Origin of the sequence: Klebsiella sp. R445 (assembly GCF_051131755.1) — a bacterium.
GTDB classification, from domain to species: domain Bacteria; phylum Pseudomonadota; class Gammaproteobacteria; order Enterobacterales; family Enterobacteriaceae; genus Klebsiella; species Klebsiella lignicola.
Genome location: NZ_CP180446.1, coordinates 2,708,252 through 2,726,994, shown reverse-complemented (window position 1 = coordinate 2,726,994; position 18,743 = coordinate 2,708,252). Strand labels below are relative to the sequence as shown.

The 18,743-nt window shown below is 55.4% G+C and carries 18 protein-coding genes; 14 read left to right on the top strand and 4 right to left on the bottom strand.

Features of this window, described 5'->3' with window-relative positions; all coding sequences use genetic code 11:
* The 7 genes from amiB (at window position 1) to hflC (ending at window position 8,409) form a co-directional block, all read left to right on the top strand.
* Window positions 1-1,335: an N-acetylmuramoyl-L-alanine amidase gene (gene amiB, locus ACMYSN_RS12750; protein ID WP_462495106.1), complete on the top strand. Its 1,335-nt coding sequence runs from the start codon at window positions 1-3 to the stop codon at window positions 1,333-1,335.
* 10 nt (window positions 1,336-1,345) lie between these two features.
* Complete coding sequence (mutL, locus tag ACMYSN_RS12745) at window positions 1,346-3,214, top strand: DNA mismatch repair endonuclease MutL (RefSeq protein ID WP_462495105.1); 1,869 nt, start codon at window positions 1,346-1,348, stop codon at window positions 3,212-3,214.
* Window positions 3,207-4,157, top strand: coding sequence for a tRNA (adenosine(37)-N6)-dimethylallyltransferase MiaA (miaA, locus tag ACMYSN_RS12740; RefSeq protein WP_154145063.1), 951 nt, complete (start codon window positions 3,207-3,209; stop codon window positions 4,155-4,157). The genes mutL and miaA overlap by 8 nt, the downstream gene beginning before the upstream one ends.
* Window positions 4,158-4,249: 92 nt before the next feature.
* Window positions 4,250-4,558 (top strand): RNA chaperone Hfq, encoded by a 309-nt coding sequence (hfq, locus tag ACMYSN_RS12735; protein WP_462495104.1) that lies wholly within the window; start codon window positions 4,250-4,252, stop codon window positions 4,556-4,558.
* A 241-nt stretch (window positions 4,559-4,799) separates the two neighbouring features.
* Window positions 4,800-6,080 carry a ribosome rescue GTPase HflX gene (gene hflX, locus ACMYSN_RS12730; RefSeq protein ID WP_123757847.1) on the top strand — a complete coding sequence of 427 codons (1,281 nt, stop codon included), beginning with the start codon at window positions 4,800-4,802 and terminating at the stop codon, window positions 6,078-6,080.
* A 65-nt stretch (window positions 6,081-6,145) separates the two neighbouring features.
* Window positions 6,146-7,402 (top strand): FtsH protease activity modulator HflK, encoded by a 1,257-nt coding sequence (hflK, locus tag ACMYSN_RS12725; RefSeq protein WP_123757848.1) that lies wholly within the window; start codon window positions 6,146-6,148, stop codon window positions 7,400-7,402.
* Window positions 7,403-7,404: 2 nt separating this feature from the next.
* Window positions 7,405-8,409, top strand: coding sequence for a protease modulator HflC (hflC, locus tag ACMYSN_RS12720; RefSeq protein WP_462495103.1), 1,005 nt, complete (start codon window positions 7,405-7,407; stop codon window positions 8,407-8,409).
* Between the two features lie 60 nt (window positions 8,410-8,469).
* On the opposite strand, the gene ACMYSN_RS12715 is transcribed toward hflC, so the two are convergent.
* Window positions 8,470-8,763 carry a hypothetical protein gene (locus ACMYSN_RS12715; RefSeq protein WP_462495102.1) on the bottom strand — a complete coding sequence of 98 codons (294 nt, stop codon included), beginning with the start codon at window positions 8,761-8,763 and terminating at the stop codon, window positions 8,470-8,472.
* A gap of 230 nt (window positions 8,764-8,993) precedes the next feature.
* Here ACMYSN_RS12715 and ACMYSN_RS12710 point away from each other — a divergent pair, with 230 nt between their 5' ends.
* The 6 genes from ACMYSN_RS12710 (at window position 8,994) to ACMYSN_RS12685 (ending at window position 16,297) form a co-directional block, all read left to right on the top strand.
* Window positions 8,994-9,191: a DUF2065 domain-containing protein gene (locus ACMYSN_RS12710; protein ID WP_154145062.1), complete on the top strand. Its 198-nt coding sequence runs from the start codon at window positions 8,994-8,996 to the stop codon at window positions 9,189-9,191.
* A gap of 102 nt (window positions 9,192-9,293) precedes the next feature.
* Window positions 9,294-10,592: an adenylosuccinate synthase gene (locus ACMYSN_RS12705; RefSeq protein ID WP_123757851.1), complete on the top strand. Its 1,299-nt coding sequence runs from the start codon at window positions 9,294-9,296 to the stop codon at window positions 10,590-10,592.
* 217 nt (window positions 10,593-10,809) lie between these two features.
* On the top strand, window positions 10,810-11,235 hold the full coding sequence (nsrR, locus tag ACMYSN_RS12700; protein ID WP_123757981.1) for a nitric oxide-sensing transcriptional repressor NsrR: 426 nt from the start codon (window positions 10,810-10,812) through the stop codon (window positions 11,233-11,235).
* Between the two features lie 38 nt (window positions 11,236-11,273).
* A complete protein-coding gene (gene rnr / locus ACMYSN_RS12695; protein WP_462495101.1) occupies window positions 11,274-13,718 on the top strand; it encodes a ribonuclease R in 2,445 nt (814 codons plus the stop codon).
* A gap of 78 nt (window positions 13,719-13,796) precedes the next feature.
* A complete protein-coding gene (gene rlmB, locus ACMYSN_RS12690) occupies window positions 13,797-14,528 on the top strand; it encodes a 23S rRNA (guanosine(2251)-2'-O)-methyltransferase RlmB (protein ID WP_123757853.1) in 732 nt (243 codons plus the stop codon).
* A gap of 131 nt (window positions 14,529-14,659) precedes the next feature.
* Window positions 14,660-16,297 carry an acyl-CoA dehydrogenase family protein gene (locus tag ACMYSN_RS12685; protein ID WP_462495100.1) on the top strand — a complete coding sequence of 546 codons (1,638 nt, stop codon included), beginning with the start codon at window positions 14,660-14,662 and terminating at the stop codon, window positions 16,295-16,297.
* On the opposite strand, the gene yjfN is transcribed toward ACMYSN_RS12685, so the two are convergent.
* Together yjfN and bsmA are read right to left on the bottom strand one after the other, a co-directional pair.
* Complete coding sequence (gene yjfN / locus ACMYSN_RS12680) at window positions 16,288-16,563, bottom strand: YdgH/BhsA/McbA family protein (protein WP_462495099.1); 276 nt, start codon at window positions 16,561-16,563, stop codon at window positions 16,288-16,290. The two genes, ACMYSN_RS12685 and yjfN, sit on opposite strands and share 10 nt — an antisense overlap.
* Window positions 16,564-16,700: 137 nt before the next feature.
* Window positions 16,701-17,009 (bottom strand): biofilm peroxide resistance protein BsmA, encoded by a 309-nt coding sequence (gene bsmA, locus ACMYSN_RS12675; protein ID WP_222618205.1) that lies wholly within the window; start codon window positions 17,007-17,009, stop codon window positions 16,701-16,703.
* A 209-nt stretch (window positions 17,010-17,218) separates the two neighbouring features.
* Between bsmA and yjfP the strand changes: the two genes are divergently transcribed.
* Window positions 17,219-17,926, top strand: coding sequence for an alpha/beta hydrolase family protein (yjfP, locus tag ACMYSN_RS12670; protein ID WP_462495098.1), 708 nt, complete (start codon window positions 17,219-17,221; stop codon window positions 17,924-17,926).
* On the opposite strand, the gene ulaR is transcribed toward yjfP, so the two are convergent.
* Window positions 17,923-18,678, bottom strand: coding sequence for an HTH-type transcriptional regulator UlaR (gene ulaR, locus ACMYSN_RS12665; protein ID WP_462495097.1), 756 nt, complete (start codon window positions 18,676-18,678; stop codon window positions 17,923-17,925). The genes yjfP and ulaR overlap by 4 nt on opposite strands.
* Between the last annotated feature and the right edge of the window lie 65 nt (window positions 18,679-18,743).

Below are 18,743 nucleotides of genomic sequence, written 5' to 3'. Positions count from 1 at the left end.
ATGATCCATCGTATAACCAGTTGGCTGGCCGCTGCGCTAATGCTGTTAAGCATTCAGGCTACTGCGGCAAGTCTGTCCGATATCCAGGTCTCCAATGGCGATCAACAAGCCCGTATCACCATCAGCTTTATTGGCGATCCCGAATACTCGTTCAGCGCGCAGGGGAAGCGTACCGTGGCGCTGGATATTAAGCAGAGCGGCGCGCTTCAGGGGCTACCGCTGCTGTTTAGCGGCAACAATCTGGTGAAAAGCATTCGTGCAGGGACGGCGGCGGATACACAGACGCTGCGCCTGCTGGTCGATCTGACCGAAAATGGCAAAACGCGTGCCGTGAAACAGCAAAATGGCTCTAACTATACCGTCGTCTTTACTATTAATGCCGATGTGCCACCACCACCTCCACCGCCACCACCGGTGGTCGCTAAGCGGGTGGAAGCACCGATAGTGCCTGTACGTCCGACAGCGCCGGCACGTAACCCATTCAGCGCATCGGGGAGTGAACGACCCACCGCGATGACCAACAACCAGAGCACGACGCGCCCGGTGACACGCGCGGTGGCCACGGATGAAAAGGTCATTATTGCGATCGATGCCGGTCACGGTGGCCAGGATCCTGGCGCTATCGGACCGAATGGTACCAAAGAGAAAAATGTCACCATCGCGATTGCCCGCAAGCTGCGCACGCTGCTCAATGCCGACCCGCTGTTTAAGCCGGTGCTGACCCGCGATGGCGACTATTTTATTTCGGTAATGGGCCGCTCAGACGTCGCGCGTAAGCAGAATGCGAACTTCCTGGTGTCGATTCACGCCGATGCGGCGCCGAACCGCGATGCCACCGGTGCATCGGTGTGGGTGCTGTCCAACCGCCGTGCAAACAGCGAAATGGCGGGCTGGCTTGAACAGCACGAGAAGCAGTCTGAACTACTCGGTGGGGCGGGGGATGTGCTGGCAAACAGCCAGTCAGACCCTTACCTCAGCCAGGCGGTCCTGGATTTACAGTTCGGCCATTCTCAGCGCGTCGGTTATGATGTCGCGACAAACGTATTAAGCCAGCTGCAGCGGGTGGGCGATCTGCACAAACGTCGTCCTGAACACGCTAGCCTGGGCGTTTTGCGCTCGCCGGATATCCCGTCGATCCTCGTGGAAACCGGCTTTATCAGTAACAACGGGGAAGAGCGTTTGTTAGGCAGCGATAATTATCAGCAGCAGATTGCCGAAGCCATTTATAACGGCCTGCGTAACTACTTTATGCAGCACCCGCTACAATCGGCCCCCCACGGTGAGCCAGCGCAAACCGCCAGCGCCACGTCGCCTGGCAGGACGTTGATCAATTAAGGAGTCAGTCATGCCGATTCAGGTTCTACCGCCGCAGCTCGCCAACCAGATTGCCGCAGGTGAGGTGGTGGAACGTCCGGCGTCGGTGGTGAAGGAGCTGGTAGAAAACAGTCTCGATGCTGGCGCCACGCGGATTGATATTGATATCGAACGCGGAGGCGCAAAACTTATCCGCATTCGTGATAACGGCAGCGGTATCAAAAAGGATGAGCTGGCGTTGGCGCTGGCTCGTCACGCCACCAGTAAAATAACCTCCCTCGACGATCTGGAAGCCATTATCAGCCTTGGTTTTCGCGGTGAAGCGCTGGCCAGTATCAGCTCGGTTGCCCGGCTGACGCTCACCTCTCGTACCGCGGAGCAGCAGGAAGCGTGGCAGGCGTATGCCGAAGGGCGCGATCAGGAGGTGACGATCAAACCGGCGGCACACCCGGTTGGCACCACTCTCGAAGTGCTGGATCTGTTCTATAACACCCCGGCACGACGCAAGTTTATGCGTACCGAAAAGACCGAATTTGGCCATATCGATGAGATCGTCAGACGCATCGCACTGGCGCGCTTCGACGTCACGATTAATCTCAGCCACAACGGCAAAGCGGTGCGTCAGTATCGTGCAGTACCAGAAGGTGGGCAGCGCGAGCGGCGGCTAGGGGCGATCTGCGGTATGCCGTTTCTGGAGCATGCCCTGGCGATTGAGTGGCAGCATGGCGATCTGACGCTGCGCGGCTGGGTGGCGGATCCGCTGCATACCAACCCGGCACTGGCGGAAATTCAGTACTGCTATGTGAATGGCCGCATGATGCGCGATCGGTTAATTAATCACGCGATTCGTCAGGCCTGCGAAGATAAACTCGGGGCGGATCAGCAACCGGCGTTTGTCCTCTATCTTGAGATCGACCCGCACCAGGTGGATGTGAACGTCCATCCGGCGAAGCATGAAGTCCGTTTCCATCAGTCGCGTCTGGTGCATGATTTTATCTACCAGGGCGTATTGAGCGTGCTCCAGCAGCAGCTTCAGGCGCCGCTGGTGGAGGACGATGACGAGATGGCACCGTCGCGGCCGCAGATTCCGGAAAACCGGGTGGCTGCGGGAGGTAACCATTTCGCACAACCTGCGGTGGCGCGTGAGCCTGCCGCGACTCGTTATTCCAGCGATACGCCACGCACTCCCACAAATCCTGCAGCCGCAGGGGCGGCCAACTGGCCACATGCGCAGCCGGGCTACCAGAAACAGCAGGGCGCGCTCTATCGCCAACTGTTGGATACTCCCGCGGCGGAGCGTAAAAACGTCGTGCCGACGCTGGCGGCGGAAGGGTTATCTGGCCACAGCCAGAGCTTTGGCCGCGTGCTGACTATTGTCGGCGGCGATTGCGCGCTGCTGGAGCGCGACGGCAAGCTGGCGCTGCTATCGTTGCCGGTGGCGGAGCGCTGGTTGCGGCAGGCGCAACTGACGCCGGAGGTCGAGCCGGTTTGCGCGCAGCCTCTGTTGATCCCGCTGCGTCTGAAGGCTTCCGCGGCGGAAAAAGAGGCGCTGGGTAAGGCCCAATCGGCCCTGGCTGTGCTGGGTATCGATGTGCAACCGGACGCGCAACATTTAACGGTGCGCGCCGTGCCTTTACCCTTAAGACAACAAAATTTACAAATCTTGATTCCTGAACTGATAGGCTACCTGGCGCAGCAAAAGGCATTCGACGTCGGCAACATCGCGCAGTGGATTGCGTGTAATCTGGCGAGCGAGCATGCGCAATGGAATATGGCGCAGGCGATTACTGTTCTGGCAGACGTTGAACGTTTGTGCCCGCAACTGGTAAAAGCGCCGCCGGGTGGTCTGTTACAACCTGTTGATTTACATTCGGCGATGAATGCCCTGAAAGATGAGTGATGTCACTACGGCGAGCCTGCCTAAGGCAATATTTTTAATGGGCCCAACGGCCTCCGGTAAAACCGCATTAGCGATTGCGTTGCGTAAAATTTTACCGATAGAGTTGATTAGTGTTGATTCCGCCCTTATCTATCGAGGAATGGATATCGGCACTGCCAAGCCGGATGCCGCGGAGCAGAGTGCAGCGCCGCATCGGTTGCTGGATATTCGCGATCCAGCAGAGGCTTATTCCGCGGCTGATTTTCGCCGCGATGCGCTGGCAGAAATGGCGGATATCGTCGCTGCCGGGCGTATTCCGCTACTGGTTGGCGGAACCATGTTGTATTTCAAAGCGTTGTTGGAAGGTTTATCGCCGCTACCGTCGGCGGACCCTCAGGTCAGGGCCAACATTGAGCAGCAGGCAGCAGAGCAGGGGTGGCACGCATTGCACCGGCAGCTACAGGAGATCGATCCCGTTGCCGCCGCGCGTATTCATCCAAATGATCCGCAAAGACTTTCCCGAGCACTGGAAGTTTTTTTCATTTCGGGTAAAACTTTAACGGAACTGACGCAAACGTCAGGAGACGCTCTGCCTTACCAGGTGCATCAGTTCGCCATCGCCCCGGCGAGCCGTGAACTGCTCCATCAGCGCATTGAACAGCGTTTTCATCAGATGTTGGCTTCGGGTTTTGAAGCAGAAGTACGGGCGCTTTTTGCCCGCGGAGATTTGCATACGGACATGCCTTCCATTCGTTGTGTTGGATACCGCCAGATGTGGTCATACCTTGAAGGCGAGATCTCGTATGATGAAATGGTTTATCGAGGTGTTTGCGCGACGAGACAGTTAGCTAAACGTCAGATCACCTGGTTGCGTGGCTGGGAAGATATTCACTGGTTAGATAGTGAACACCCTGAACAGGCGCTCAACAAAGTATTACAGGTAGTTGGTGCGAGCCAGGACTGAACGTGTACAATTAAACGGTATCGTGCGTAATTTTTTTTAAGAATCGTAAGGTTCTGAGTACAAAACAAGCATACATATAAGGAAAAGAGAGAATGGCTAAGGGGCAATCTTTACAAGATCCGTTCCTGAACGCTTTGCGTCGGGAACGTGTTCCGGTTTCTATTTATTTGGTGAATGGTATTAAGCTGCAAGGGCAAATTGAGTCTTTCGATCAGTTCGTGATCCTGTTGAAAAACACGGTCAGCCAGATGGTCTACAAGCACGCAATTTCTACTGTTGTCCCGTCTCGCCCGGTGTCTCACCACAGCAATAATGCTGGCGGCGGTACAAGCAACTATCACCATGGTGGTAGCGCGCAGGGTTCTTCTGCGCCGCAGCAAGACAGCGAAGACAGCGAGTAAGGTTTCGCTGTTTTTCCATGCCGGGGAGCCAGGTTTTACCGATGCATTTCAGGTTTCAGGTAAGCGGCATGTAGTGACTCCCCAGTCATTTACGTCAGTGAATGACTGGGTACAACACATTTGTCAGACGCATATTGAAAGCGGTGTTTGGTGACCCGTATGGGTCAGAGCACCAACGCATGCGACCTGAAAGACGACGGGTAACTGGGTTCTCCGCTGGTATTTGATAAGGGGTTTATGCTTGTTTGACCGTTATGATGCCGGTGAGCAGGCGGTGCTGGTACACATCTATTTTTCGCAAGACAAAGATATGGAAGACCTTCAGGAGTTTGAATCCCTGGTCTCCTCTGCCGGTGTCGAAGCAATGCAGGTGATTACCGGTAGCCGTAAAGCACCGCACCCAAAATATTTTGTTGGTGAAGGTAAGGCTGTCGAAATTGCGGAAGCCGTAAAAGCGACCGGCGCGTCAGTCGTGCTGTTCGATCATGCTCTGAGCCCGGCTCAGGAACGAAACCTGGAACGCTTATGCGAATGCCGGGTTATCGATCGCACAGGTCTTATTTTAGATATTTTTGCCCAGCGCGCACGTACCCATGAAGGGAAACTGCAGGTTGAGCTGGCACAGCTACGCCATATGGCCACGCGCCTGGTTCGTGGCTGGACCCACCTTGAAAGACAAAAAGGCGGGATTGGTTTGCGCGGCCCGGGTGAAACCCAGCTCGAAACTGACCGCCGACTGCTGCGTAACCGGATCATGCAGATCCTGGGGCGGCTGGAAAAGGTGTCAAAACAGCGTGAACAAGGACGGCGGTCTCGAGCCAAAGCCGATATTCCAACCGTCTCGCTGGTGGGTTACACCAACGCCGGAAAATCAACGTTGTTCAATCAGATAACCGAAGCCGAGGTCTATGCTGCGAACCAGCTGTTCGCAACGCTGGATCCAACGCTTCGTCGCATTGATGTCGCCGATGTTGGCGAGACCGTGCTGGCGGACACCGTCGGCTTTATTCGCCATCTGCCGCACGATCTGGTTGCCGCGTTTAAAGCCACCCTGCAGGAGACGCGTCAGGCGACCCTGCTGCTGCATGTGATTGATGCAGCAGATGTCCGCGTGCAGGAAAACATTGATGCAGTTAATACGGTACTCGCTGAAATCGAGGCCGATGAAATTCCGATGCTGCTGGTAATGAACAAAATCGACATGCTGGATGATTTTGAACCGCGTATCGATCGGGATGAAGAGAATAAACCGATTCGGGTCTGGCTCTCCGCGCAGACCGGAGTTGGCGTACCACTGCTTTTTCAGGCTTTGACGGAACGACTTTCCGGTGAAGTGGCACAGCACACGCTGCGTCTACCGCCACAGGAAGGGCGGCTGAGAAGTCGGTTCTATCAGCTTCAGGCGATAGAAAAAGAGTGGATGGAGGATGACGGCAGCGTGAGTCTGCAGGTGCGCATGCCGATCGTTGACTGGCGTCGCCTCTGTAAACAAGAGCCAGCGCTGGTTGATTACGTGATTTGACCTTGCAGCTTGCCTGAAGATATTAACCCCTGTGGGGATATCAAAAACAAATATGGAGCATATACATGGCGTGGAATCAGCCCGGTAATAACGGACAGGACCGCGACCCGTGGGGGAGCAGCAATAACCAAGGCGGCAACTCCGGGGGAAATGGCAATAAAGGTGGTCGCGAGCAGGGGCCGCCCGATCTGGATGATATCTTCCGCAAGTTAAGTAAAAAACTTGGCGGTCTCGGTGGCGGCAAAGGGGGCCAGGGGGGCGGTAGCAGCTCTCAAGGACCACGCGGCCCGATGGGCGGACGCATTGTCGGCATCGTTGCCGCCGCTGCGGTAATTATCTGGGCAGCCAGCGGTTTCTATACCATCAAGGAAGCGGAACGTGGTGTGGTAACACGCTTTGGTAAATTCAGTCATCTGGTTGAGCCTGGTCTTAACTGGAAGCCGACCTTTATCGATAACGTGCAGGCCGTTAACGTTGAATCAGTACGTGAACTGGCGGCTTCTGGCGTCATGCTGACGTCCGATGAAAACGTCGTACGCGTTGAGATGAACGTGCAGTATCGTGTGACAGATCCTGAGCGCTACCTGTTTAGCGTAGCCAGCGCAGACGACAGCCTGCGTCAGGCGACCGACAGCGCCCTGCGTGGTGTTATTGGTAAGTACACGATGGACCGTATTCTGACCGAAGGTCGTACCGTTATTCGTAGCGATACCCAGCGCGAGCTGGAAGAGACGATTCGTCCGTACAACATGGGTATCACTCTGCTGGACGTCAACTTCCAGACGGCTCGTCCGCCGGAAGAGGTGAAAGCCGCATTTGATGATGCGATTGCCGCGCGTGAGAACGAACAGCAGTACATCCGTGAAGCTGAAGCGTACACCAACGAAGTGCAGCCGCGAGCCAATGGTCAGGCGCAGCGTATCCTCGAAGAGGCGCGTGCGTACAAGACTCAGACCGTACTCGAAGCGCAGGGTGAAGTTGCTCGCTTTGCGAAAATCCTGCCAGAGTATAAAGCTGCGCCGGAAATTACCCGTGAACGTCTGTATATCGAAAGCATGGAAAAAGTGCTCAGCCACACCCGCAAAGTGCTGGTTAACGATAAAGGCGGCAACCTGATGGTTCTTCCTCTGGACCAGATGCTGAAAGGCGCTGGTACCCCAGCGGCAAAGAACAGTAGCAGTGGTGCCAGCGATCTGCTGCGCTTGCCGCCTGCGTCAAGTTCAAGCAGCGCCAGCACGACGTCGACCACTACGGACGGCAATATCATGGACCAACGCCGCGCTAACGCGCAGCGTAACGACTACCAGCGTCAGGGGGAATAACGATGCGTAAACCTGTTATTGCGATAGTTGTTATCGTGCTGGTCGTGCTTTACATGTCTGTCTTTGTTGTCAAAGAAGGCGAGCGTGGTATTACGCTGCGCTTTGGTAAAGTCCTGCGCGATAGCGAAAATAAACCGCTGGTCTATGCGCCGGGTCTGCACTTCAAGATCCCGTTCATTGAATCAGTGAAAACGCTGGATGCGCGTATTCAGACCATGGACAACCAGGCCGATCGCTTTGTTACTAAAGAGAAGAAAGACCTGATCGTTGACTCCTATATTAAATGGCGTATCAGCGACTTCAGCCGCTACTACCTGGCAACCGGCGGCGGCGACGTCTCCCAGGCCGAGGTACTGCTGAAGCGTAAGTTCTCTGACCGTCTGCGTTCTGAAATTGGTCGCCTGGACGTGAAAGATATCGTGACCGACTCCCGTGGTCGTCTGACCCTGGAAGTACGCGATGCCCTGAACTCCGGTTCTGCAGGGACTGAAGATGAAGTCAGCACCCCGGCTGCCGACGATGCTATCGCCAAAGCGGCGGAGCGCGTGGCGACAGAAACCAACGGTAAAGTCCCGGTTGTTAACCCGAACAGTATGGCGGCACTGGGTATTGAAGTCGTTGACGTGCGTATCAAGCAGATCAACCTGCCGGCGGAAGTGTCTGAAGCGATTTACAACCGTATGCGCGCCGAGCGTGAAGCGGTTGCTCGTCGCCACCGTTCACAAGGTCAGGAAGAGGCTGAGAAGCTGCGTGCTACCGCGGACTATGAAGTCACCAAGACGCTGGCAGAAGCGGAGCGTCAGGGCCGTATCATGCGTGGTGAAGGTGATGCAGATGCCGCTAAGCTGTTTGCTGATGCATTCAGCCAGGATCCAGGTTTCTATGCGTTTATCCGTAGCCTGCGTGCCTATGAGAACAGCTTCCAGAGCAACCAGGATGTGATGGTGCTCAGCCCGGATAGCGATTTCTTCCGCTATATGAAATCACCAGCGGCGACTACTCGTTGATTCGCGGATGATATGATGAAAAGGCGCCTTTACAGGCGCCTTTTTTATTTTTGCGACGGATTAGTTGCCGAAAATACGATCAAATAACCCACCGATCACCGGTATGCTACCCAGTGCGCTTTCAATGGCGCCGCCGATAGCCGATCCTGCCGTCTGGCCGATGGTTTTGCCAAGGTCTGGCACAATGTCTGAAATGTTGACCGGGCCAATAACCGGCACGTCGATCACTATGCCGTTGCCGCCAACCTGAGTCCATATCTTATCGCCCAGTCGTTCACCCAGAGCAGCCAGATTGTCCTGCAGCCAGCCAGCACCGGTTACGGCATCGATTTCAATCGCAGTTAATTCTCTCATGCTAATCATCCTAATTAGTTATGGTATGCGCGCACCCCCATGGATACGCGATGGCATAGTTGCAATTTTGAAAATAACCTTCAATACAATGAGTTATGAATTTTGTTTCATAAAAGCAGTTCATAAAATGGAGGAAATACCAGACAATATGAAGTGAGGGTGAACACAACAATGATATGCAGCGGGGCTTCTTCATCGCGGCTGGTTCGTTTTACAGATAAGGGTCAATAATGAATTCAACAATCTGGCTGGCACTGGCGCTGGTTTTAGTTCTGGAAGGGCTCGGGCCGCTGCTTTATCCACGTGCCTGGCGGCGAATGATTGCGACAATGACCCAGCTTCCGGATAATTTATTACGCCGTTTTGGCGGTGGTCTTGTGGTCGCTGGGTTCGTCATCTACTACATGTTGACGAAATCGTTAAACTGATCAAAAAGTGGTCAGACTTGCCTGATATTGGCTGCAAAAAGTGCTGTAACTCTGAAAAAGCGATGGTAGAATCCATTTTTAAGCAAACGGTGATTTTGAAAAATGGGTAACAACGTCGTCGTACTGGGCACCCAATGGGGTGACGAAGGTAAAGGGAAGATCGTCGATCTCCTGACTGAACGGGCTAAATATGTTGTGCGCTACCAGGGTGGTCACAACGCTGGCCATACTCTCGTAATCAACGGTGAAAAAACCGTCCTCCATCTTATTCCATCAGGTATTCTCCGCGAAAACGTTACCAGCATTATCGGTAATGGCGTTGTGCTGTCTCCAGCTGCGCTGATGAAAGAGATGAAAGGTCTGGAAGACCGTGGTATCCCTGTTCGTGAGCGTCTGCTGCTGTCTGAAGCCTGCCCGCTTATCCTCGATTATCACGTAGCACTTGATGTGGCTCGTGAGAAAGCACGTGGTGCGAAAGCTATCGGTACTACCGGTCGCGGTATCGGCCCTGCGTACGAAGATAAAGTCGCACGTCGCGGTCTGCGCGTGGGCGATCTATTTGATAAAGCCACCTTTGCTGACAAGCTGAAAGAAGTGATGGAATATCACAACTTCCAGCTGGTGAATTTCTACAAAGCAGAAGCGGTTGACTATCAGAAAGTGCTGGATGATGTGATGGCGATTGCCGACATCCTGACGGCGATGGTTGTTGATGTGTCCGATCTGCTGGACCAGGCGCGCAAGCGTGGCGACTTCGTGATGTTCGAAGGCGCGCAGGGTACTCTGCTGGATATCGACCACGGTACCTATCCGTACGTGACCTCGTCCAACACCACTGCTGGTGGCGTGGCGACAGGTTCCGGTCTGGGTCCGCGTTATGTCGATTACGTTCTGGGGATCATCAAAGCCTACTCAACTCGCGTTGGTGCAGGTCCGTTCCCGACAGAACTGTTCGATGAAACCGGCGAGTTCCTGTGCAAGCAGGGTAACGAGTTCGGCGCCACCACTGGCCGCCGTCGTCGTACCGGCTGGCTGGATATCGTGGCGATCCGTCGTGCGGTGCAGATCAACTCCCTGTCTGGCTTCTGCCTGACCAAGCTGGACGTGCTGGACGGCCTGAAAGAAGTGAAAATCTGCGTCGGTTACCGTATGCCAGATGGCCGCGAAGTGACTACCACGCCGCTGGCTGCTGATAACTGGGAAGGCATTGAGCCAATCTATGAAATCATGCCGGGCTGGTCTGAAACCACCTTCGGTGTGAAAGCACGTAGCGGCCTGCCGCAGACGGCGCTGAACTATATCGCTCGCATTGAAGAGCTGACCGGTGTACCGGTTGATATCATCTCTACCGGTCCTGACCGTTCTGAGACGATGATTCTGCGCGACCCGTTCGACGCATAATCAATAACCTGGGGCGCCGTTCAGGCGCCCTTGTTTTTGCTGTTCACCCGCCCCATTTCAAATAAATTAGCGGCCTGAGCGCTGGCTGGTTTATCATCAATACAGTATCAATATCGTTTTTACCCGAGGATCAATGCTCTAAAGCATTCAGGATGCGCCAGTTCGCGCAGCAACTGAAGCCAGAGTGCTGACCGTTCCCCCTTACCCTGAGGTTGATGTGCAGTTAACGAGTTTTACGGATTACGGATTACGTGCGCTGATCTACATGGCGTCGTTGCCGGATGGAAGAATGACGAGTATCTCCGAAGTGACGGAGGTTTACGGCGTTTCCCGTAATCATATGGTTAAAATAATCAATCAGTTAAGCCGTGCTGGTTACGTTATGGCCGTGCGGGGGAAAAACGGGGGGATTCGCCTGGGTAAACCAGCGCAAGCTATTCGTGTTGGTGATGTTGTCCGCGATCTGGAGCCGTTATCGCTGGTCAATTGCAGCAGCGAATTTTGCCATATTACTCCCGCCTGCCGCCTGAAAAAGGCGCTTGCTGAAGCTGCGCAAAGTTTTCTTAAGGAACTAGATAACTACACGCTTGCTGATTTGGTTGAAGAAAATCAACCGCTTTATAAATTATTACTGGTGGAGTGACGTAAACTCACATCAGAGATGACAACGGAGGAACCGACATGTCACAAGATCCTTTCCAGGACCGCGAAGCTGAAAAGTATGCGAATCCAATCCCAAGCCGGGAATTTATCCTCGATCATTTAACAAAACGTGAAAAACCGGCCAGCCGCGAAGAGCTGGCGATAGAACTGAATATCGAAGGAGAAGAGCAGCTCGAAGGGCTGCGTCGTCGTTTGCGCGCGATGGAGCGTGACGGACAACTGGTCTTTACCCGCCGCCAGTGCTACGCGCTGCCGGAACGTCTTGACCTGCTTAAAGGCACCGTTATCGGCCACCGCGATGGCTACGGCTTCCTGCGCGTCGAAGGACGCAAAGACGACCTTTATCTCTCTTCCGAGCAGATGAAAATGTGTATTCATGGCGATCAGATCCTGGCGCAGCCGCTGGGTGCCGATCGTAAAGGCCGCCGTGAAGCGCGCGTGGTGCGTATTCTGGTGCCGAAAACCAGCCAGATTGTCGGCCGCTACTTCACTGACGCCGGCGTCGGTTTCGTCGTGCCCGACGACAGCCGTCTGAGCTTTGATATCTTAATTCCGCCGGAAGAGGTAATGGGCGCGCGGATGGGCTTTGTGGTGGTGGTTGAACTGACCCAACGCCCGACCCGTCGTACCAAAGCCATCGGCAAAATCGTTGAAGTGCTGGGTGATAACATGGGCACCGGCATGGCGGTCGATATGGCGCTGCGTACCCACGAAATCCCTTATACCTGGCCACCGGCGGTGGAAAAACAGGTCTCGGTGCTGAAAGAACAGGTACCGGAAGAAGCCAAAGTGGGCCGCGTAGACTTACGTGACCTGCCGCTGGTAACGATCGATGGCGAAGATGCCCGCGATTTCGATGATGCGGTCTACTGCGAGAAAAAACGCGGTGGCGGCTGGCGCCTGTGGGTTGCTATTGCCGATGTCAGCTACTACGTCCGCCCCGGCACGCCGCTGGATGCGGAAGCGCGTAGCCGCGGAACGTCGGTCTACTTCCCGTCTCAGGTTGTCCCGATGCTGCCGGAAGTGCTTTCCAACGGCCTGTGCTCCCTGAACCCGCAGGTCGATCGCCTGTGCATGGTGTGTGAGATGACCATCTCCTCCAAAGGGCGCCTGACCGGATATAAATTCTATGAAGCGGTGATGAGTTCACACGCGCGCCTGACCTATACCAAAGTGTGGCATATGCTGCAGGGCGATCAGGAACTGCGTGAGCACTATGCGCCGCTGGTGAAGCATATTGAAGAACTTCACACTCTCTATAAAGTGCTGGATAGCGCCCGTGAAGAACGCGGTGGGATCTCATTTGAGAGTGAAGAAGCGAAGTTCATCTTCAACGCTGAACGTCGTATCGAACGCATTGAGCAGACGCAGCGTAACGATGCGCACAAGCTGATTGAAGAGTGCATGATTCTGGCGAACATCTCCGCCGCGCGCTTCGTTGAGAAGGCGCTGGAGCCCGCGCTGTTCCGTATTCACGATAAGCCGAGCACCGAAGCGATCACCGCGTTCCGCTCCGTGCTGGCGGAGCTGGGGCTGGAGCTGCCTGGCGGGAATAAGCCAGAACCGCGAGACTATGCCGAGCTGCTAATTTCGATTGCTGACCGTCCGGATCATGAAATGCTGCAGACGATGCTGCTGCGCTCCATGAAGCAGGCGGTATACGATCCGGAAAACCGTGGTCACTTTGGCCTGGCGCTGCAATCCTATGCCCACTTCACTTCACCGATTCGTCGTTACCCGGATCTGTCGCTGCACCGGGCGATCAAGTATCTGTTGGCGAAAGAGCAGGGTCATAAGGGCAACAGCACCGAAACCGGTGGCTGGCACTACAGCATGGATGAAATGCTGCAGCTGGGCGCGCACTGTTCGATGACAGAGCGTCGTGCCGACGAGGCCACCCGTGAAGTGTCTGACTGGCTGAAATGTGATTTCATGTTGGATCAGGTGGGCAACGTCTTCAAAGGCGTGATAGCCAGCGTCACCGGTTTTGGTTTCTTCGTGCGTCTTGATGAACTGTTTATCGATGGCCTGGTTCATGTTTCTTCCCTCGATAATGACTACTATCGTTTCGATCAGGTCGGGCAACGCTTGATTGGCGAATCCGGTGGCCAGACTTACCGTCTGGGCGATCGCGTGGAAGTCCGCGTGGAAGCAGTCAATATGGACGAGCGCAAGATCGACTTCTCACTGATCTCCAGCGAGCGCGGTCCGCGCAACGTCGGTAAGACCGCACGGGAGAAGACCAAAAAGGCGAACACCGCAGGCAAACCTTCCGGCCGTCGTCGCCAGGCGGGCAAGCAGGTGAACTTCGAGCCAGACAGTGCTTTCCGTGGTGACAAGGGTAAACCGAAGCCGGCGAAAGCGAAGAAAGACAAGAGCGCTAAAAAGCCGTCAACCAAGACGCAGAAAATCGCGGCGGCGACCAAGGCGAAGCGCGCGGCGAAGAAAAAAGTCGCTGAATAAGCATCGATCAATGTTGCAGGCCGGGGCGCCCGGTCTGCAAAGCCGAAACGGCAATACCAACACGTAACGAGTACATCAATGAGTGAAATGATTTACGGCATCCACGCGGTGCAGGCCCTGCTTGAACGCGCTCCAGAGCGTTTTCAGGAAGTTTATATTCTGAAAGGTCGTGAAGATAAACGTCTGCTGCCGTTGATTCACGCCCTGGAAGCGCAGGGTGTGGTGATTCAGGTCGCTAACCGTCAGTTCCTTGACGAGAAAAGCGAAGGGGCAGTACATCAGGGGATCATCGCCCGCGTGAAACCAGGACGGCAGTACCAGGAGAACGATCTGCCGGACCTGCTGGCCTCCCTCGATCAGCCGTTCCTGCTGATTCTGGATGGCGTCACCGACCCGCACAACCTGGGCGCCTGCCTGCGTAGCGCGGATGCCGCCGGCGTTCATGCGGTGATTGTGCCGAGAGATCGCTCTGCACAGCTCAACGCGACGGCGAAAAAAGTTGCCTGTGGCGCGGCAGAGAATGTCCCGCTTATCCGCGTGACAAACCTGGCACGCACCATGCGTTTGCTGCAGGAAGAGAACGTCTGGATCGTCGGAACCGCCGGTGAAGCTGACCACACGCTGTTCCAGAGCAAAATGACCGGCCCGATGGCGCTGGTGATGGGTGCAGAAGGCGAAGGCATGCGTCGTCTGACCCGCGAACATTGTGATGAGCTGATCAGCATCCCGATGGCCGGCAGCGTTTCTTCGCTGAACGTCTCGGTTGCGACCGGCATTTGCCTGTTTGAAGCGGTGCGCCAGCGTAGCTAAACACCTTGTCTCGCTAACCGCAAAAATGCAAAACCATCCCTCGGGATGGTTTTTTTGTGACTGCTTTCGCGGGCGAGGTTGGTTCAGGGTGACCATACTTAATGGCAACGCCATTGAGGGAGGGAAACACCATGCACTGGCAGACGCACACCGTCTTTAACCAACCCACGCCGCTGTGCAATAGCAACCTGTTCCTGTCGGATACCGCCCTGCGCGAAGCGGTAGGGCGCGAAGGCGCGGGATGGGATAGCGATTTACTGGCCAGTATCGGCCAGCAGTTGGGGACCGCGGAATCGCTGGAGCTGGGGAGGCTGGCGAACAGTAATCCGCCGGAGTTGCTACGTTACGATGCCAGCGGCAACCGGCTGGATGATGTCCGTTTTCACCCTGCCTGGCACCTGTTGATGCAGGGGCTTTGCGCAAACCAGGTTCATAACTTCGCCTGGCAGGACGAGGTCCGCAGCGGGGCGTTTGTCGCGCGTGCCGCCCGCTTTTTGCTCCACGCTCAGGTGGAGGCAGGGACATTGTGCCCGATAACCATGACCTTCGCCGCCACGCCGCTGTTGCAGCGCGCGGTGCCTGAACCGTTCAGCGACTGGCTGTCACCGCTGCTAAGCGACCGCTACGATCCGCATCTTGCCCCAGGCCAGCAGAAACGTGGGGTGTTAATTGGTATGGGAATGACGGAAAAGCAGGGGGGATCTGACGTTCTGATTAACACCACCCGGGCAGAAAAAACGGCGGAAGGTTTTTACCTTCTGACCGGACATAAGTGGTTTTTCTCGGTTCCGCAAAGCGATGCGCATCTGGTGCTGGCCCAGGCGCCGGAAGGTCTCTCCTGCTTTTTCGTGCCCCGCCTGCTTCCCGACGGGCAGCGTAATGCGCTACACCTCGAACGGCTAAAAGATAAGCTGGGGAATCGCTCTAACGCCAGCAGCGAAGTGGAGCTGTGTGAGGCCCATGGCTGGCTGATTGGCGATGAAGGTGATGGTGTGCGGCAGATCCTGAAAATGGGCGGCCTGACCCGTTTCGACTGTGCGCTGGGTAGCCACGCCTTAATGCGCCGGGCGTACTCGGTGGCGCTGTATCATGCGCTGCAACGCCAGGCCTTCGGTAAGCACCTGGTCGATCAGCCGATGATGCGTCAGGTGCTGGGTCAGATGGCGCTGCGTCTGGAGGGGCAAACCGCCTTGTTGTTCCGCCTGGCGCGGGCGTGGGATCGCCGTGATGATGTTAACGAGGTGCTGTGGGCCCGGTTGTGGACGCCGGCGGCGAAGTTTGCCATCTGTAAAGCCGGGATGCCGTTTGTTGCGGAGGCGATGGAGGTGCTGGGCGGCATTGGCTACTGCGAAGAGAGTGAGCTACCGCGTCTGTATCGCGAGATGCCGGTCAACAGCATCTGGGAAGGCTCCGGCAATATTATGTGCCTGGACGTGATGCGGGTGTTGAGCAAGCATCCGGCGGCGCTGGAGCTGCTGGCGGCAGAGTGTGCGGAGGTGAAAGGGCGGAATCGTCACTTTGACCGCGCCTGGCGGCAGCTGCAGCAGCTGTTACGGCGGCCCGCTGAAGAGCAGGGCAGAGAGATTACCCGTCTGGTGTATATGCTCGGTGTCGGAGCGCAGATGCTGCGTTACGCCTCACCGCCGCTGGCGGAAGCCTGGTGTCGGATGATGCTCGACACGCGCGGCGGTATGCGTCTGGATGCGCCGACGCTGGACGATTTATTGCTACGTGCGATGGGACGTGGGCGTCAGGCGCCTCAGGCGTAGAGAATCGCCTGTACCCGCCAGTTATCCGGCTGCTGCTCTTCGTACATCTGTACGATGCGGTACCACGACGCGCCTTGCTCATCGGCCTTCACGGCGATGGCGTGTTCAACGTCCTGCTGGCTGCCGGCAATATTATTCACGGAAATCAGGCCAATTTCATTCAGGCCAGTGACGCAATCCGCACTGGCGAATTCCGCTGATTGTGCCGTGGTGTTGGCAGTTGCTGTGCTTAGCAGCAGACTGGGTAGGGTAAAAGATCGTTTCATCGTCAGCTCCATTTCACGTAGTCCTGAGGGCAGTCCGTTGCTAACGTTCTGCCAGGGTCTGGCTGTCCGAACGTTATTATGCACAGGAGAACGTGAATGGATGCAAAGCAGTGTAAACCTGGGTTAGATTTTAACCGTTACTTACGGTATAAAATCGCCTGCGAATACCACTGGCCGGGAACCATGGTGTCATCAATCATAATGATGACGTAGTAATCCGCTTTCGCTGTCTCTGCTTTGACTTTTAGCGCAGCTTCTACATCCATCGGTGAGCCATACAGTAAGACGCTCACTGTACCTATCTTCTGTAGACCCTGCGTCTGATTACGCTGGATCTCTTGCGGATGGTCGGTTGCGGGTGGCGGCGCTTCTGGCGTTCCCTGTAGGGCACTACAGCCAGTTAAGGCGAGAACCAGTAACCACGGTGTAAACCTACGCATAACCATATCTCGTTTCCTGATAGTCATAGTGTAGTGGTAGCCTGAATGTCATTTCCGGGGAATGTTCCCGAAGTGTTATCTCGAACGCGAATTTCGAATGAAAATATCGTGAAAGCGTAATCTGGTTCTCAACATTATGAATCACCGTGAACCTGGTTTTCTGGTGAATATGTCGCTTCCGGGCATGTCACCCCTTGAGTGAAAGGAGATGGTCAATGATTGCTCTTGAAGTACGTCAGCTCGCGGGGGGAGAAGTGCTGCACGCCTGCCCGCAGGATGCGCTGGATAAACCGTTGCCCTGCATCATATTTTATCATGGTTTTACCTCCTCGAAGTGGGTATATAGCTACTTCGCCGTGGCGCTGGCGGAGGCCGGTTTTCGGGTGATCATGCCTGATGCTGCGGAGCATGGTGCGCGTTACGATGGGGATGAACGCGGGCGGATGCAGCGTTTCTGGCCGATTCTGCTGCAAAGCTTTAGCGAGTTTCCTGCGCTGCGCGAGGCGGTTTTCGCACAAGGCTGGGTCGAGGGCGAGCGGCTGGGTGTCGGTGGGGCGTCGATGGGCGGAATGGCGGCACTGGGGATCATGACCCATCATCGGGAGCTGAAAAGCGTGGCCTGTCTGATGGGATCCGGCTACTTTACCTCGCTCTCGCAGAGCCTGTTTCCGTCTCCGGAATTTGATGTTGAGCAGCTAGCGGAATGGGACGTTGACCACGATCTCAGCTCGGTGGCTGACAGACCGCTGCTGCTGTGGCACGGTGAGGAGGACGATATTGTGCCCCCTGAAGGGACGTTCCGCCTGCAGCAGGCGCTGCAGCACAGCGCGGATCTGACCTGCGTCTGGCAGAAAGGCGTGGGCCATCGGATCACGCCGGAAGCGTTAACGGCAACGGTGGAATTTTTCCAGCGTCATCTTTAAACGCGAATCACCTGGACACCCTGATCCTCAAGTTGCTTGAGGATCGTTTCATCCGCCAGCTTTCCGGTGATCACCAGGTCGATTTGCCCGGCCTGGCTGAATAGCATTCCGGCCCGTTCGCCAACTTTACTGCTATCGACCAGCACGGCGAGTTTCCCAACGACATTCAGCATTTTTTGCTCCGCCATCGCCGTCAGCATATCGGTTTTATAGAGCCCCTCGGCGGTCAGACCTTTGCCGCTGGTGAACATCCAGTGCCCCGCATACAGGCTATTTTCGCTTCCCTGGGGGCTAAGGGTGATGGAATGGCTACGGTTGTACTGCCCGCCCATAATAATGACGCTGTCGTGTTCCTGATCGATCAGGTAATTGGCCAGTGGCAGATAGTTAGTAATGATTTGTACCGGTTTACCGCATAGCTCCTGCCCAAGCAGGAATGCTGTAGAACCGCAGTTGATGACAATACTTTCACCTGGGGTAACCAGCTGCGAAGCCGCACGTGCAATGCGTACCTTCTCATCGTGGTTTTGCGCCTGGTGAATATTCATCGGCGACCAGCGAGGGCGCTGTTCGCTGATAGCTTCTGCCCCATTGCGGACTTTTTTTAGCTTGCCGCTTTCGTCGAGTTTATTGATATCGCGTCGTGCCGTCGCCGGAGAAATTCCCAGTCGGGAAATCACCTGCTCAACGGTGACAAATCCCGTTTGTGCCAGCAAATCCAGTAAAATTTGATGTCTTTGCGCTTCCGTCATGAGCAAATCCGATTAAAAGTGATAAGCAAAGATGATATTTGAAATCAGGTGAAAATACTAATGCT

What these genes read in the sequence shown, in the direction of transcription:
- amiB (WP_462495106.1), top strand. Translation starts at nt 1, where the DNA reads ATGATCCATCGTATAACCAGTTGGCTGGCCGCTGCGCTAATGCTGTTA.
- ACMYSN_RS12710 (WP_154145062.1), top strand. Translation starts at nt 8,994, where the DNA reads ATGAATTCAACAATCTGGCTGGCACTGGCGCTGGTTTTAGTTCTGGAA.
- hflK (WP_123757848.1), top strand. Translation starts at nt 6,146, where the DNA reads ATGGCGTGGAATCAGCCCGGTAATAACGGACAGGACCGCGACCCGTGG.
- hflC (WP_462495103.1), top strand. Translation starts at nt 7,405, where the DNA reads ATGCGTAAACCTGTTATTGCGATAGTTGTTATCGTGCTGGTCGTGCTT.
- miaA (WP_154145063.1), top strand. Translation starts at nt 3,207, where the DNA reads ATGAGTGATGTCACTACGGCGAGCCTGCCTAAGGCAATATTTTTAATG.
- rlmB (WP_123757853.1), top strand. Translation starts at nt 13,797, where the DNA reads ATGAGTGAAATGATTTACGGCATCCACGCGGTGCAGGCCCTGCTTGAA.
- ulaR (WP_462495097.1), bottom strand. Translation starts at nt 18,678, where the DNA reads ATGACGGAAGCGCAAAGACATCAAATTTTACTGGATTTGCTGGCACAA.
- yjfN (WP_462495099.1), bottom strand. Translation starts at nt 16,563, where the DNA reads ATGAAACGATCTTTTACCCTACCCAGTCTGCTGCTAAGCACAGCAACT.
- ACMYSN_RS12715 (WP_462495102.1), bottom strand. Translation starts at nt 8,763, where the DNA reads ATGAGAGAATTAACTGCGATTGAAATCGATGCCGTAACCGGTGCTGGC.
- hfq (WP_462495104.1), top strand. Translation starts at nt 4,250, where the DNA reads ATGGCTAAGGGGCAATCTTTACAAGATCCGTTCCTGAACGCTTTGCGT.
- rnr (WP_462495101.1), top strand. Translation starts at nt 11,274, where the DNA reads ATGTCACAAGATCCTTTCCAGGACCGCGAAGCTGAAAAGTATGCGAAT.
- bsmA (WP_222618205.1), bottom strand. Translation starts at nt 17,009, where the DNA reads ATGGTTATGCGTAGGTTTACACCGTGGTTACTGGTTCTCGCCTTAACT.
- ACMYSN_RS12705 (WP_123757851.1), top strand. Translation starts at nt 9,294, where the DNA reads ATGGGTAACAACGTCGTCGTACTGGGCACCCAATGGGGTGACGAAGGT.
- yjfP (WP_462495098.1), top strand. Translation starts at nt 17,219, where the DNA reads ATGATTGCTCTTGAAGTACGTCAGCTCGCGGGGGGAGAAGTGCTGCAC.
- mutL (WP_462495105.1), top strand. Translation starts at nt 1,346, where the DNA reads ATGCCGATTCAGGTTCTACCGCCGCAGCTCGCCAACCAGATTGCCGCA.
- ACMYSN_RS12685 (WP_462495100.1), top strand. Translation starts at nt 14,660, where the DNA reads ATGCACTGGCAGACGCACACCGTCTTTAACCAACCCACGCCGCTGTGC.